This is a genomic window from Chamaesiphon sp. GL140_3_metabinner_50 (assembly GCF_025361915.1).
Taxonomy (GTDB): Bacteria; Cyanobacteriota; Cyanobacteriia; order Cyanobacteriales; family Chamaesiphonaceae; genus Chamaesiphon.
The window spans coordinates 1-14,638 of record NZ_JANYJC010000227.1 but is presented as its reverse complement, the minus strand read 5'-3'; the positions used below and the strand labels follow the sequence as shown (position 1 = coordinate 14,638).

The window sequence follows — 14,638 nt, the reverse complement described above, 5'->3', positions numbered from 1 at the left end:
CTCTAATTGCTCCGGCTTAGGTTGGAATCCCCCTGTCTTGTCGGTTTTTTATTCTGGGGGAACCCCAGAATAAAACCGCCGCTAAATCCCCCTTAAAAAGGGGGACTTTAAAGCCCCCTTTTTATGGGGGTGGGGGGATTTAGATCTCAAACGAAGCTTACCGAAACGTATTGGGGGATAGTGGATAGCGATTCACTATCCACTATCCACTTCCCTCAACTACTCGACTTTAAATCTCTCGACATAAGTAAGCAGATTCCGCGCGACGACTACTAGATTTTCGAGCGATGAAGATACTTTTTGGGCTTCTTGAGAAGTCGATTGAGCTTGAATTTCGACCGATTGCATAACTTCGGTGACTGCTTTAGAAGTTTCGCGTTGCTCGATCGTATCCGAGGTAATCGATCGCACTAGTGAGTCGATGCGATTGGATACTTGGATAATATCGTCGAGCGATCGTTTGGCTTGTTCGGCGAGTTTGGTACCTGCGATTACCTGTTGGGTTCCTTGTTCCATCGCTGCCATTACTTGCCCGGTTTCGCTTTGAATTTGGAGTACGATATGCTCGATTTCTTTAAGTGCTTTGGCACTTCTGTCTGCTAACTGGCGAACTTCGTCGGCAACGATCGCAAATCCTTTCCCCGATTCCCCGGCTCTGGCTGCTTCGATACTGGCATTGAGCGCGAGTAAGTTGGTACGCGAGGCAATTTGCGAAATTACCGAAACGATTTGCGAAATCTGTTGCGAAGATTCGGCCAGACGCTTGACTTTTCTGGTACTTTCGGCTACTGTTTCGCGAATTTCTTGAATACCCGCTACCGTCCGTTCTACCGCTTCCCCACCTTTGAGCGCGGTCGAAGATGCCGTCCGAGCGACTTCTTCCGATTCGCGGGCACTTTCGGCTACCCGTTTGATCGAAGCGGTCATCATTTGCACCGAGTTTACCGTTACGGCTAATTCTTCAGCCTGACTGAGTGCATCCGATGATAACCGTCGGGCGAATGCCTCGCTCTCGGTCGAACTTTGGTTGACCTGAACGGCGGCAACTTGTACCTGTTGCACGATTTGGCGGAGACTGTCGATCGTGAGGTTGAACGAATCGGCAACCGCACCGAGTACGTCGGCGGTAACTTCCGCCTTCACGGTCAGATCGCCGCGTGCTGCGCCTTCTACATCGTCCAAGAGGCGAATTACTTGGCGTTGGAGTTCATCTTTAGCCAATTCCATTTCGCGAGCCTTGCGCTGGGCTTCAGAGTTGCTAGTCACCACCGACTGCAACATGTAGTTAAAAGACGAAGATAATAGACCCAATTCATCTTGAGAAGATACCGACGCTCTTGCGCCCATATTGCCCTGAGCGACTTGCTCGAAATTGGATTGCAGATCTCTGACACTGCGACTTACTTGCTTGGTATAACGACCAGTCAAAATTTTGGTGATCCCAAAACTAGTCAAACCGCCAACGAGCATCATTAACGCGCCCGCTTTTTGGAGCGGTTCGCGAGCGGGATCTCTCGGAGCCAGACCCATACTAGTGGCAAAAGTCACGCTAGCGATCGCCACAGCCGCACCTAATCCCGCCGCACCAGAAATCAGCCATTGCTTTTTCTGGAATGAGGCATTCTCAAACGGTGCAAACATGCCTTGTGAAGGGTTGAGATTAGTCATATTCGGACTATCTTCTCGATAGATATTACTAATCGTGCCACCGGGCTGATTTTTAATGCCAGAGATCGACACACCATTAATAAATGTCGAACTATCGTCAAACATGCCAGAGGATTTAGGCAAGACGATTGCCGATGGGACTGGCTGTTCGAGAAAATTATCTGGGATGTCGAAGAATCCAGATTGAGGGCCATCATCGTTCATCGATGCTAACTGCCGATCGATCCCCGTAAACTGGGGCTTGGGTGTCGGTTCGGGCGAATTAGTTGACATGTTGGCGGCGGGTTGGAATGTATCTTGAAAAACTTGCGCCACTGCTAAATCGAAACCATCGAGAGCCGCGTCATTGTTTTGAACTCGCGGGCTGTCAAAATTGTCGGCGATAGAGTTGGCACTCATCCAACTGGGAGTTTCGGATGATGACTGAGCGGTTGGGGGCCAAGCCATTGGTAAGGCACCACTAATCTCATTCAGCGCATCCGAAATATCTTCGACTGAAAACTCCACTTGCTCTGGAGCGGGAGCATGATGAACGGGGGTCACTAATGTCGGTCGTTCGGCAACTCCTAATGGCTCGGCAACTGGCGGCGTAACGGCGGTAGCTTTTTCATCAGCCAGATCGGGGTCGAAGCTTGCAAAGGCGCGATGTGCGGCTGGTGAAATATTGAAAAAGCCCGTATCGTCTGCGGCTTCAGAGGTAGCCGCTAAGGGTAAATCTTCAAAGAGCTGGTTGCTAGGATTATCGGTGCGATCGTACCCAAAAGCAAAGGCATCGGTGAGCGTTTCTTGCTCGTTATTATAAAATCCGGTGGCTACTGGTGGTGGCTTTTGACTGGGAGCATTAGTTTCGATCGCAAAAAAGTCGGTGCCTTGATTGGGAGACAGTTGTCCCGACATATCGACATTAAAGTTGAGTGCTGCCAGATCGAAATCTTCATCAGCCGTGAGATCTTCTGGTTGTCTCCAAGTTAGTAACTCGGCTGAATCGGCACTCGTATCGCGATAATGTCCGCCAGAATCGCCACCATTAAAGCTTTCTTGCACGCTCGACGCACTCGTTTGGCTCAGGCAAGAGGTGGCATATTCTAAGCCACTATTGGCAAACTGAATAAATTCTGGATCTGTGGCAATTTTTAGCACGTATTCGTACTCTTTCTTGCCAATTTCATATTGATAGAGACCATAACAATAGATGTGTCCGCGCAATAAGCGGACGCTGGGATCGTCATGAAATTTGGTAACTAGCGAGTCGATGATGGCGGCAGCTTTTTCATAGTTACCTTGAAGATAAGCAGCTTCGGCTAATTGATAATCTTGGGTATAGTCTTGCATACGATCGGCATTAGAAATCATTTTGGTTCTGTGTCAATAACTAGCTAATTTTATGAAATATGGATTTTTATAAGTTTTATTCGCCGACCGAGCATAGTTGCACCCTGCGGTTGCAGTAAATTTAGGCGTTGCTGTCAGTCTTAATGACGAAAATAGCTGTAGTTCTAATCGATCGCGAGTGGGGTTCGACCGATTAGCACGATCTTTATCGAAGTATTAGCTCTAAATCTCCGCAATAAAACTCTTAATTGGCAATGGTAACGATTAGATCGTCCAGTGCGAAGAGCGGAGAATGGCAACTCGATCGAGTAAATGTAATGGGGGTGCATCAGGGCTAGTCGCAGGGTAAATTCCTTTGACAAAACCAGTCATCGCCGCCGGAATCTGGGGATCGTCCGCCAGCATTCGATCGACATCCAACCATTCGGTATTTGCCACCGTGCGGACGGCAAACCCCATTACTAGTTCTTGTTCTTCGACAATCAGCACGGTAACTTCGTTTTGGTCGGTATTAACCAATACTAAGTCGCCTAAAAACTGACCGATATCAGCGACCCAAATTACTTGACCGCGCCAATTATACGTACCTAATAAAAAAGGTGAAGCATTCGGAATTGGCGTAATTCGATCGAGGTAAACAGACATAACTTCGCGCACGCCAGAAGCAGGTAGCGCGAACTCATTTCCAGAAGGTACATCGAAGCGCAAACATAGTTCGCCATCTTGACTAACTGCACTCACCTCATTAGAGTTGGGCGCATCTTCACTGGTGAGAAAATCTAAATTGAGCATTAGACCGATCCTAATTTCGCAATAACTGTTTGATGGTAGTGAGCAATTCTACTGGCTCGAATGGTTTGCAGACATAAGCATCCGCACCTTGACGCATTCCCCAATGTTTATCAAAATCCTCACTTTTAGAACTGCACAAAATTACTGGTACATCTTGGGTTTTGGGATGAGATTTCAGCGTGCGGCACACTTCATAACCATTCATTTTGGGCATGACCACATCGAGCACTACGATGTCTGGCACGATTTCCAATGCGACTGCTACAGCTTGTTCGCCATCGGTCGCGACATTTACTGTCATTCCACTAGCTTGGAGTAGCTCTTTGATCATTTCCCGCTGAGCGGTACTATCATCCACAACTAGAACTGTTTTCATATATCTGCTAATCGATAGGGTAGATGGATACTAAGCTGGTAAATGTCAATAGTCTATAGTAATTGCTAAACATAAAATAGAAACTTCATAATTAATACTTATAGAACGCGCTAGACTGGGCGGTACGGCTTTGCTGCTTGCCTTGTGTGTAGACGAGAGTTCCATCTCGTCCTAAGGGAGGACTGGGATGGACAGCGAGCCCGGAGCAGCAAGACTGCTCGGCGGTGGAAATCGTGCGGTGCTGTTGAGGTAAAACAGCAGCCAAGATCGATCTGCATTAATGTCCGCTACATTCAGTTTTCCCACACATTCACTAATTTGTTTCACAATCTCCAAGATCGATCGAAAATTCAATTAAATTTTATGCTGATGAGGGTCGTCAGTCGGTGTATATATAGTGGCGATCGATAATACTGCCCTACTTGAGGCAAGAGTCGATTTAGTTTGCTCCTGTGGCGAACACCCTCCCCAGATGGCTGCTGTAGCTAAATAAACCGTGCCACCAGCACAACTGCGATCTCAGTAGCACGCCGCGCCTTGCGCGTAACGATAGCTTGACGAAGTTCGATCTTCTCCCAAATGAGATCTACTCTAGAGAGGAAGCAGATCGGATTTATCTTTAGCACCTAATGTCGAGTAGTGTTTGACACGACGCAAATTCTCTGTTGGCTCAGATTTATAATATGGATTAACTTATTCAATTTCTGTAGGCTCGGCAAAAACCTAAATTTATTTATATAAGACAAGGGAATACTAACGTGTTGTATCTAGCAGAAATCCAAAAACCAAAATCTGGGTTCAATATTAGCGGTAGAGCTAAAGCCGAACTCAAATTATTGGCGTGTCAGCGTACCGAACAAAATTGGAGTGCGATCCCTGGCGAAGAGTTAGTCGCCGCGCCGGATGAGGCAAATAACTTCAATCCCGGCGTTTTGGTATTGGTCGATATGAATGCCAATCGGCAAATCCAATCGCAATTACGCGATGCTGGCAAACAGCTCGTTGGTATTCTCCAAAATCTCTCGCGTCAGATTGAAAAATACAAGAAAGAAGGTGACGAAATTGAAAGTTGGCGACAATCGTTGAGCTTACAAACTCAACAATTACAGTTGCGCCAAGAAGAAATTTACGAACGCGAAGTCGAGTTAGAAAATACTCGTTCCGAACTTGACAGGTTGACTCAAGAATCACAAGCGATCGAATCAACAATCGAACAACACGAACGCGAACGTCAAGAACTAGCCACTAAATGGGAAGAATTGCAAGTTAAAGAACAACATCTCGATCGGCAACAGCAATCGATCTGCACTTCGTTGAGCGAACAGCAAGTCGATGAGATTCGGGCGGCTCTGCATCAATTAGGCTCTAGCGCACGCGCTCTCGATCCTCAGCAACTAGAAACTACCGCTACAGCCGTTGAAGCTCAACAAGATCTCCTCAACAGCCATTGGCAACAACTGAGCCATCACCAACAACAAGTCGCCGAAACCCAAGCCGAACTCGATCGCCAACACCAAGAAATCGATCGCCGCAATCAGCAACTTCAAGAGCTACAAACTGCCCTCGAAGAAACGCAAACTGCCTGGGAAGTTCAGCAACATACTTTGAGTACCCAGCAAGAATACGTCCGCCGTTTGGCAATCCGGATCGAACTAGAGCAAGAAAACTACCAAAAGATTTATTTAATGTCTAAAGGTGGTAGTGTCGATACTGGGGATACCCATAAAATCGATCTCGCACAATTGGAATCAATGCCGATTGGCGAATTGCAAACGATCGTCGAAAACCTCCAAACCGAAGTCGATCGATCGGTGCATTTCGTCCATTTAGAGGAAGAAGAACTCCAAGAAAAACAAGTCGCCATCGACGAACTCCAACAAGCGATTACTGTCGCAAATGAGTTCGATAAACTCAAGCTCGAAGCCGATCTCGCCGACGAACGCGATGGCTATAGTATGCTCGATCGTACCCTCGACGGTCAACGCCAAACCATGCGAGAACGTCAGACATTCTTGCAAATTCACAATCGCGTCCTCCGTCACCGTCAAGGTCATCCCCCAGAGGCTGCCGATCGCTCCCAGGTCGAATGGGAAGCAGTTTTACAACTATTGGATCGCCAACGCCAACAACAGCAGTCAGAACTGACTCAGATGTCCGCAGATCTCGATAATCTCCGAGGCACGATCGACCAAACTAAAGCTAAAATCGAACGTCAGGTCGAAGCTTATCTCCAAGAGTCAAAACAAGTCCAAGCACTCGAACGCCAACAGCAACTCCTCACGCAGGTATCGATTGAATTAGTGGCGAAGGTGGCTCTATATCAAGAGTTAATGCAACCGTTACAAGATCGGATCGATGCCTTTAAGCAAGAATTAGCAGGATTGGCAGATCGATCGGAACATCAACCCGAAAGTCAACAGGCGATGCAAAATATCGAATCTCTACTCAATAATCTCGTTCATGGCATCCCGATGGAAGGTTAAATAACCCTCACCCTGTCTTGTCTCGCATAATCCCTCTTCCTCAGGGAGAGGGACTTTGAATCCGGCTCCGGCTCCGGCTCCCTTCTCCCTTCTCCCTCAGGGAGAAGGGCTGGGGATGAGGGCATTTAACCTCTGTTGCCAAAAAACAGCCCCGACTTCAATACGGTTCGGTTAAGAACAGATCTCGCTCTAATTGCTCCGGCTTAGGTTGGAATCCCCCTAAATCCCCCTTGAAAAGGGGGACTTTAAAGCCCCCTTTTTAAGGGGGTTGGGGGATTTGGATCTCAAACGAAGCTAACCGAACCGTATTGGCCCCGACTTTAGGTATAAGTCGGGGCTGTTTTTTTTGGTAATCGCCGATGACGATCGATCGAAACTAATCATAAATCTAGCGCGTCAAGGAAGTCGAGCATTTAAATATTCCGGCTAGTCTCGCCTGCGAGTGCGATCGGGAAATTTTTGCCATCCGAGCGATCGGGACTGCCAAATCCAGATAAGATTTAATACATGCAACGCTTAACTCACACTTTTAACCGCTACCGAGATTGGCGACGACTACTGCTGTTGTCTGCGATCGTCTTTTGTGGCACGATCTCGTTACCGCCACCAATCCGCGTTCAAGCCCAGCAGCCCAATCCGCAAGGACTATCGATCCAAGCAGATACTCAAGAAGCAAATTCGATCTCTCAAGTAGTTACCGCACGCGGTAATGTCCAATTGCGCTACCCCAGTCGCAACATTCAAGCTAGAGCAAATCTGGCGCAATACTATATCAAGCAAAAGCGCATCATCCTGACGGGTAATGTCACCATCTTGCAGCAAGGGAATACTCTCGCAGGCGAAAGCGTGACTTATCTAATCGATGAAGGTAAATTTATCGCCAATCCTAAGGAAAAGCAACAAGTTCGCAGCAACTATATCATCCCCGAACAGGGCGGCAAAGGGTTAACGATCCTCGCGAATACTCAAGAAGCCAATACCAAAACCGAAATCGTCACCGCACGCGGGAACGTGCGACTCAGCTACCCCGATAAAAAGCTCCAAGCACAGGCAAATACGGCGCAATATAATATCAAGGGCAACCAAATCGTTTTATCTGGCAATGTGCTGGTGGTGCAAAATGGCAGTAGTCTCCAGGGCGATACCATTACCTATTTAATTGAAGAAGGGCGATTTGTCGCCAAGCAAAAACCGGGCATCCCCGTCCAATCTATCTATGTCATTCCCGACAAAAATAGCAGTCAGTAAAGAGCGTAATTTTACCCGATCGTCAATACTGTATCCCGTGAAGATTATCCTCGAAAACATTCATAAATCCTACGGGAAGCGAAATATTGTTAATCGTGTCAGTCTGTCGGTAGCGCAGGGTGAAATTGTGGGTTTGCTCGGCCCTAATGGTGCGGGAAAAACCACCACATTTTATATCGCTACTGGGCTAGAAAAGCCCAATCAGGGCAAAGTTTGGCTGGATGATGAAGATATTACCAGTTTATCGATTCACCAGCGGGCGCGGTTGGGAATTGGCTATTTAGCACAGGAAGCAAGTATTTTTCGGGGTTTAACCGTGCTCGATAATATTTTGCTAGTACTAGAACAAACTAAAGTACCGCGCAAGCTTTGGGATCGCAAACTCACAGAGTTGATAACCGAATTTAATCTAGAAAAGGTGATACATACACTTGGCAACCAGGTATCGGGAGGCGAACGCCGCCGGACTGAACTCGCCCGATCGTTAGCAGCAGGAATCGATGGGCCAAAATTCTTATTTTTAGACGAACCATTTGCCGGAGTAGATCCGATTGCAGTCGCAGAAATTCAGAAAATTATTGCCAAATTACGCGATCGAAATATGGGAATTCTGATTACAGATCATAACGTGCGGGAAACTTTAGCAGTGACCGATCGAGCTTATATTATGCGCGAAGGTCAAGTATTTGCCTCTGGTAGTAGTGAAGAAATGTATGCTAACCCGTTGGTGCGTCAATATTATTTAGGTAGTAATTTTCAAGTTTAGGTAATAGTGAATAATTTCAGTTTATCACGAATTTTACTTCCAGGCATTTCAGTGATGGATCGATATATCATCACTCAATTACTAATGCCATTTTTATTTGGGGTTGGTGCATTTTCATCGATCGTACTAGCAGTCGGGAGTTTATTCGATCTCGTTCGACAAGTAGCTGAGGCTGGCTTACCGATTACTATTGCGATCGAAGTTATGGCTCTAAAAATGCCACAGTACATAGTTTATGCTTTCCCGATGTCGATTCTGCTATCGGGGATGATGACTTATGGCAGTTTTTCGGCTTCGAGTGAAATTATTGCTTTTCGGAGTTGCGGCATTAGTGTTTATCGTTTGATATTACCTGCGGTAATTTTAAGCTTTATTGTCACAGGAATTACCTTCTTTTTTAACGAACTAGTCGTACCGATCGCCAGCCAACGCGCGACAACGACACTCACTAGAGCCTTAAAACAAGAGAAGCCAGCATTTAAAAAAGAAAATATTATCGTTCCTGAATATAAAGAAGTCGTTCGGAATGGTAATAAAGAACAGGTTTTGGTACGGTTATTTTATGCCGAAAAATTCGATGGTAAAACGATGACTGGTTTGACGATCGTCGATCGATCGCAACAAGATGGCAAACTCAGCCAAATTCTTAACGCTGAGTCGGCTGTTTTAGACAGCGAGAAAAATACATGGGACTTTAGTAACGGCACTATTTATTTAGTTTCTCCCGATGCTTCCTATCGGAACATCGTCACCTTCCAACACCAACAACTTCAATTACCTAAATCTCCATTTGAACTAGCCGCACCAGACAAAAACCCTGACGATATGAGTGTGTCTGAATCGATGGATTATTTAGAGCAAATTAGACTCAGCGGCGATAATAAAAAAATTCTCTCGGTAGCTGTCAAAATTCAGAATAAATTAGCATTACCATTCGTCTGTATCGTCTTTAGCCTAATCGGCTCGGCGATGGGAATTCGCCCGCAACGCACTGGTAAAGCCACTAGTTTTGGAGTCAGCGTGCTGATGATTTTTGGCTATTATCTAGTAATGTTTGTTTGCGGAGCATTAGGGCAAGCTGAAATTATTTCACCATTTTTAGCTGGTTGGTTGCCCAATTTTATCGGACTCGCGATCGGGTGCTGGTTGGTCGCTCAAGCTGCTAAATAGACTAATCTTAGACGTATGCGTTATATCATTTTCTACAAGCCCTACGGCGTTCTCAGCCAGTTTACCGACGAGAATGGCAGACAGACACTTAAAGATTTTATCCCCGTCCCCGATGTATATCCAGTCGGAAGATTAGACTGGGATAGCGAAGGTTTAGTATTGTTAACCGATGATGGCAGGTTACAGCATCGACTCAGCGATCCTCAGTACGGACACCCACGCACCTATTGGGTACAGGTAGAAAAGATTCCCGACGATGAAGCCTTAGAGCGGCTAACGACTGGCGTAGAAGTCCAAGATTATCGCACTAAACCCGCACGAGTTCAATTATTAACCGCCGAACCAACTTTACCACCACGCGATCCGCCAATTCGCGATCGCCAAAATATCCCCACCGCCTGGTTAGAATTAACCCTTACCGAAGGCAAAAATCGCCAAGTCCGCCGCATGACAGCCGCCGTCGGTTTCCCCACATTAAGATTGGTTCGGGTCGCGATCGGGTTACTGTCCCTTGAGGGCTTATCATTAGGATCTTGGCGAGATCTTACTAGTGCTGAAGTTAAAACCTTAAAGAGAAAATAGCAATCGAGATGGGAGATCGGAGCGAAAAGTGCGGTCTTGGGGTTTCCCCAAGTAGAGCACCTTTTCAAGAGAGTTCGGAGTTCGGAGATAAGAGATAAGAGATAGAAATTAAACGATCGCTCTGCTATCGAATTGATATTTATGGATGCGAGTTAGTTGATATGCAGGCACTAAAATTATCTAGTAAATCCTCAATTTATTGGCGATCGATCTTAATTATCGTAGCACTCGCGATGGGATTTTTGCTACAATCCTGCGGAACGCATCATCAGAAATATGGTGCCGCTACACCCGATCGAGTTATCGAACAATATCTGATCTCGCTGGAAAATCGAAACGAAACTTCAATGCTCCGATTAATACCAGAACATACTCCTGCCGAGCGTCAACTAGTTCGAGCTAAAATTGCTAAAATTGGTGGGCATCAAGTCAAAAATCGTCAGGTTAAATATACCAAATCTAAGCCCACTTTCTGGAATGCCAAGATTAGTGGTAATTATATCGATCGGGCGGGGATTAAGCGAAGATTTGATGACTCGATCGCGATCGAATATCAAAGTAAGGGTGAATTGAAATTATATGCAGGGCGTTGGTATTTAGTGTTAGGGAATTAGCTGGTAGATATTATAAATCCAGTAAAACAATCTTTATTTTAATTATGAACTATCGAAATCACATTACAATAGAACCAAATAAACGTGGTGGTAAACCTTGTGTGCGTGGCTTGCGAATTACAGTTTATGAAGTGCTTGAATACCTAGCTTCTGAGATGACCGAAGCAGAAATTCTCGATGATTTTCCCGACTTGACACGAGAAGATTTAAAAGCCTGTATTGCTTATGCTGCTGACCGCGAACGTCGGTTTATAACTGTTCCGTTATCTGCATGAAACTACTTTTTGACGAAAACTTGTCACCCAAGTTGCCAAATCGTTTAAGCGATCTTTTCCCAGATTCACTTCACGTTCGAGATGTCGGGATGAAAGCAACAATCGATCCCATCGTTTGGGATTATGCAAAAGACAATAATTTGATGATTGTTTCAAAAGACGCGGACATGCACGACCTGAGCTTAGTATTTGGAAATCCACCAAAAGTTATTTGGCTGCGTCTGGGAAATTGTTCGACATTACAAGTCGAAAATTTGCTGCGTCGGGACTTTAACGCGATTAAATTATTTTATGAGGATGATAGTTTATCGCTACTTGCTTTATCATAAAATACTAAATAAGTTCGATCGCTACAGCTCTGCAAATTTGTAATTTAGCTCTCGACAATATATAGATCGACTTCTCTGACAAGAGTGTATGCTCGATCCTCATGAATAAGATCGAAATGAAATTCGTAATCTAAGATTCTATTGTCATAATAAATATTTTTGTACAACCGTCCTGTTTTCGTATACAAACCTTGTGCAGAACATATTTTAATAACAAGTCTTCTTAGCTTATTGAAAATTGATTTTGCATTAGTCGTCTTTGAGAATATTCTTGCTTCACACATCTCAAGATGAATTCCTTGAACTCTACCTCCATCTATCACAATTAAATTATCAGCACTTCTATCAGTGAATTGCCAATCTTGAGCATGTACAGGCAATCCATCCATAGATATATAAATCTGCTTATAATTACCTGTCTTGTATGCAGCATGTAGATTATCTTCAGGATTTAAAATTTTAAATCCTGCTTCTGCATTATCAGACAGGAAGCATCTAAAAACGACAAATATATTGTTAATACTTCTTAATTTCTCAAGAACTGAAAAGAGATCTTCAGGCGTTATGAAAAATAATAGTCGGCTCATTTATATAACTACAAAATCAGAATTTGTTTTTTGAGTTAGATGGTAAGTTGGGTTAAAGAATGAAATTTAACATTTCTAGATGTTGGTGTTTTCGTTGGGTTTCGCTATTGCTCTACCCAACCTACAATTTGACTAATTGACGATCGATCCAAAGTCAGCCAATACCCGCGCATGATTGCGAACCAATCCTAATAGATTCAATCGGTTGGTTTTAATCTCTGGATTCGAGTCCATTACCAATACACTATCCTCGCCATCAAAGAAGCTGCTAATTGCGGGTGTAAGCTGCGCTAGAGCGTCGATTAACTGTTGATAGTTACGGGAGGCTTGAGCGGCTTTTGTTTGGGGTTCTAGGGCAATTAAACCATCGTAGACGGCTTGCTCTGAGGGTTTTTTGAAGAGGCTAGTTTGGACTACTTGAGTGGGTGCTAATTGTTGGGTATCGAGGTTTCCTTGGGCGGCTAGTTTACTCGATCGATTGACGGTAGGATAGATACTTTCTAGGGTGCCGTTATCGCGAATTTGTTGGAGAAATAGGGCGCGTTCGCGGGTATCGAGTAAGTCTGTGAGTGCGCGCTGGGTATATTCGCGATCGTTTTCACCTAAGACGGCGTTGACAAGATCGTAGTCGATCTGTTTGTCTTCTTGGAGGAGATTTCGCAATCTTTGAATGAAGAAGTCTTGTAATTGTTGGATGAGTTCGGCGGTATTTACTTGGGTGCGGATTTGTTTAAATTCGGTGACAATTTTAGCGATTAATTGTTCTAGATTGATGCCTAAGTTTGCATCCCAGGCAATATTAATAATTGCATTTGCCGCACGTCGCAGGGCGAATGGATCGGATGAGCCTGTGGGTAACATGCCTAAGCCAAAGATACAGACTAATGTATCGAGCCTGTCGGCTATGCCGACGATTTGCCCGGTTAAGGTTTGGGGAAGGCTATCTTCGGCATTGCGGGGTAAATAATGCTCTACAATTGCAGTAGCTACTTCGATCGATTCGCCATTGGCGATCGCATATTTGGAACCCATTATCCCTTGGAGTTCGGGGAATTCGCCGACCATTTGGGTAACGAGATCGGCTTTACATAGTAAGGCTGCGCGGGAGATATTTTGAGACTGTTGGGGAGTTAAATTTAATTGAGCTGCGATCGAGTTAGCATTAGTAACGATCCGATCGACTTTAAGTTTGACAGATCCTAAATCGGCTTGGAATGTGACGGTTTCTAATTTGGGTAAGTAGTCGGCTAATGGTTGAGCTAAGTCGGCATTATAAAAATATTGTCCGTCGGCTAATCTCGCCCGCACGACGCGCCCGTTACCTGCGGCAATAATGTCTGACTTTGCCGGGTCGCCATTGGAGATCGTGATAAAGTTTGGTAATAATTTCTGTTTGGTGCTATCTGTAAAAATTGGAAAATATCGCTGATGCGTCACCATTACGGTGGTAATTACTTCGGGTGGTAAATTCAGAAATTCATCGTCGAATTTACCGACTACGGCGGTGGGATATTCGACTAGATTGACTACTTCGGCGAGTAAATCGGGATAAATTTCGGCGACTCCGCCCATTTTGGTCGCCGCAGCTTGAATCTGTTGCTGAATATCGGTTTTGCGCTGGTTTTGGTCTATATGGACGAACCCATAAGCCAAGGTTTTTAAATACTGAGCGGCTGAAACGACGGAAGCTGGTTCGGGATGAAGGACGCGATGAGTTTGAGAAATGCGATCGCTCTTAACTACATCTTCGCCATTAACAATCTCGATCGGTAAAATATCATCATTCCATAATGTTACCAACCAGCGAATCGGACGGGGAAATTTTAGATCTCCATTCGCCCAGCGCATCAGTCTTTTACCTTCTAATTTAAAAATCCACTGCGGGATTAATTCTGTCAAAATATCTTTGGTATCTCGCCCCGCGATCGTTTTGGTGATAAAGATAAATTCACCCTTATCTGTGGGGCGCAATTCAAGACTAGCAACATCTACACCCTGCTTTTTAGCAAACCCTACCGCTGCGGGAGTTGGTACGCCATCTTTATAAGCGGCTGCGGCTGGAGGGCCTTTAATTTCTTCGACCCGATCGAGCTGCCGATCGGGTAAATTAGTAATAATTGCTGACAGACGGCGTGGCGTACCGTAAATCTGAATATTACTATCGCTCAAAGCTTCAGCCGCCAAGCTGGCTGGAATCATCTTTTCCCACTGACGAATCGCATCGCCGACAAAGCCTGCGGGTAAATCTTCAGTACCAACTTCTAACAAAAAATCGGACATATTGAAAAATTAATAATTACAGCTAAAAATATCTATTTAACAGAAGATTGAAGTAAATCTAAGCCTCATATTATAGAGCGAATCCAGCCACAAAGATATCTTTGAATGTATGGCAGTTGCTATATCGGTTAGGACA

General features: G+C 45.0%; 13 protein-coding genes. 8 read left to right on the top strand and 5 right to left on the bottom strand.

Annotated features, from left to right (window positions below; translation table 11 throughout):
* Window positions 1-219 precede the first annotated feature (219 nt).
* The 3 genes from Q0R35_RS11315 to Q0R35_RS11305 form a co-directional block, all read right to left on the bottom strand.
* Window positions 220-3,000: a methyl-accepting chemotaxis protein gene (locus Q0R35_RS11315; protein WP_295617791.1), complete on the bottom strand. Its 2,781-nt coding sequence runs from the start codon at window positions 2,998-3,000 to the stop codon at window positions 220-222.
* Between the two features lie 264 nt (window positions 3,001-3,264).
* Window positions 3,265-3,792 (bottom strand): chemotaxis protein CheW, encoded by a 528-nt coding sequence (locus Q0R35_RS11310; protein WP_295617787.1) that lies wholly within the window; start codon window positions 3,790-3,792, stop codon window positions 3,265-3,267.
* A 10-nt stretch (window positions 3,793-3,802) separates the two neighbouring features.
* Window positions 3,803-4,168 (bottom strand): response regulator, encoded by a 366-nt coding sequence (locus Q0R35_RS11305; RefSeq protein ID WP_295617784.1) that lies wholly within the window; start codon window positions 4,166-4,168, stop codon window positions 3,803-3,805.
* Window positions 4,169-4,926: 758 nt separating this feature from the next.
* Here Q0R35_RS11305 and hmpF point away from each other — a divergent pair.
* From hmpF to Q0R35_RS11265, 8 genes are all read left to right on the top strand, one after another.
* Complete coding sequence (gene hmpF / locus Q0R35_RS11300) at window positions 4,927-6,651, top strand: pilus motility taxis protein HmpF (protein WP_295617781.1); 1,725 nt, start codon at window positions 4,927-4,929, stop codon at window positions 6,649-6,651.
* A gap of 507 nt (window positions 6,652-7,158) precedes the next feature.
* The gene (locus tag Q0R35_RS11295; RefSeq protein WP_295617778.1) at window positions 7,159-7,899 is read left to right on the top strand and encodes an LptA/OstA family protein; all 741 of its coding nucleotides are present in this window, start codon (window positions 7,159-7,161) and stop codon (window positions 7,897-7,899) included.
* 37 nt (window positions 7,900-7,936) lie between these two features.
* Complete coding sequence (lptB, locus tag Q0R35_RS11290) at window positions 7,937-8,665, top strand: LPS export ABC transporter ATP-binding protein (RefSeq protein WP_295617794.1); 729 nt, start codon at window positions 7,937-7,939, stop codon at window positions 8,663-8,665.
* Between the two features lie 54 nt (window positions 8,666-8,719).
* Window positions 8,720-9,835 carry an LptF/LptG family permease gene (locus Q0R35_RS11285; RefSeq protein WP_295617775.1) on the top strand — a complete coding sequence of 372 codons (1,116 nt, stop codon included), beginning with the start codon at window positions 8,720-8,722 and terminating at the stop codon, window positions 9,833-9,835.
* Window positions 9,836-9,850: 15 nt separating this feature from the next.
* Window positions 9,851-10,417: a pseudouridine synthase gene (locus Q0R35_RS11280; RefSeq protein WP_295617772.1), complete on the top strand. Its 567-nt coding sequence runs from the start codon at window positions 9,851-9,853 to the stop codon at window positions 10,415-10,417.
* A 161-nt stretch (window positions 10,418-10,578) separates the two neighbouring features.
* Window positions 10,579-11,031, top strand: a complete 453-nt coding sequence (locus Q0R35_RS11275; RefSeq protein WP_295617769.1) for a hypothetical protein — start codon at window positions 10,579-10,581, stop codon at window positions 11,029-11,031.
* Between the two features lie 44 nt (window positions 11,032-11,075).
* Entirely contained in the window at window positions 11,076-11,306 is a 231-nt protein-coding gene (locus tag Q0R35_RS11270) for a DUF433 domain-containing protein (RefSeq protein WP_295617766.1), read from the top strand.
* Window positions 11,303-11,635 (top strand): DUF5615 family PIN-like protein, encoded by a 333-nt coding sequence (locus Q0R35_RS11265; protein WP_295617763.1) that lies wholly within the window; start codon window positions 11,303-11,305, stop codon window positions 11,633-11,635. The genes Q0R35_RS11270 and Q0R35_RS11265 overlap by 4 nt, the downstream gene beginning before the upstream one ends.
* Window positions 11,636-11,679: 44 nt before the next feature.
* Here the strand turns inward: Q0R35_RS11265 and Q0R35_RS11260 are convergent, their stop codons facing one another.
* Both Q0R35_RS11260 and glyS read right to left on the bottom strand, forming a co-directional pair.
* Entirely contained in the window at window positions 11,680-12,222 is a 543-nt protein-coding gene (locus tag Q0R35_RS11260; protein WP_295617760.1) for a hypothetical protein, read from the bottom strand.
* Window positions 12,223-12,354: 132 nt separating this feature from the next.
* Window positions 12,355-14,502 (bottom strand): glycine--tRNA ligase subunit beta, encoded by a 2,148-nt coding sequence (gene glyS / locus Q0R35_RS11255; RefSeq protein ID WP_295617757.1) that lies wholly within the window; start codon window positions 14,500-14,502, stop codon window positions 12,355-12,357.
* Between the last annotated feature and the right edge of the window lie 136 nt (window positions 14,503-14,638).

Excerpts from the sequence above, each read along its gene's own strand:
- Q0R35_RS11315 (WP_295617791.1), bottom strand. The coding sequence starts at position 3,000 with ATGCAAGACTATACCCAAGATTATCAATTAGCCGAAGCTGCTTATCTT.
- Q0R35_RS11310 (WP_295617787.1), bottom strand. The coding sequence starts at position 3,792 with ATGCTCAATTTAGATTTTCTCACCAGTGAAGATGCGCCCAACTCTAAT.
- Q0R35_RS11305 (WP_295617784.1), bottom strand. The coding sequence starts at position 4,168 with ATGAAAACAGTTCTAGTTGTGGATGATAGTACCGCTCAGCGGGAAATG.
- Q0R35_RS11295 (WP_295617778.1), top strand. The coding sequence starts at position 7,159 with ATGCAACGCTTAACTCACACTTTTAACCGCTACCGAGATTGGCGACGA.
- Q0R35_RS11285 (WP_295617775.1), top strand. The coding sequence starts at position 8,720 with ATGGATCGATATATCATCACTCAATTACTAATGCCATTTTTATTTGGG.
- Q0R35_RS11280 (WP_295617772.1), top strand. The coding sequence starts at position 9,851 with ATGCGTTATATCATTTTCTACAAGCCCTACGGCGTTCTCAGCCAGTTT.
- Q0R35_RS11275 (WP_295617769.1), top strand. The coding sequence starts at position 10,579 with ATGCAGGCACTAAAATTATCTAGTAAATCCTCAATTTATTGGCGATCG.
- Q0R35_RS11270 (WP_295617766.1), top strand. The coding sequence starts at position 11,076 with ATGAACTATCGAAATCACATTACAATAGAACCAAATAAACGTGGTGGT.
- Q0R35_RS11265 (WP_295617763.1), top strand. The coding sequence starts at position 11,303 with ATGAAACTACTTTTTGACGAAAACTTGTCACCCAAGTTGCCAAATCGT.
- Q0R35_RS11260 (WP_295617760.1), bottom strand. The coding sequence starts at position 12,222 with ATGAGCCGACTATTATTTTTCATAACGCCTGAAGATCTCTTTTCAGTT.
- glyS (WP_295617757.1), bottom strand. The coding sequence starts at position 14,502 with ATGTCCGATTTTTTGTTAGAAGTTGGTACTGAAGATTTACCCGCAGGC.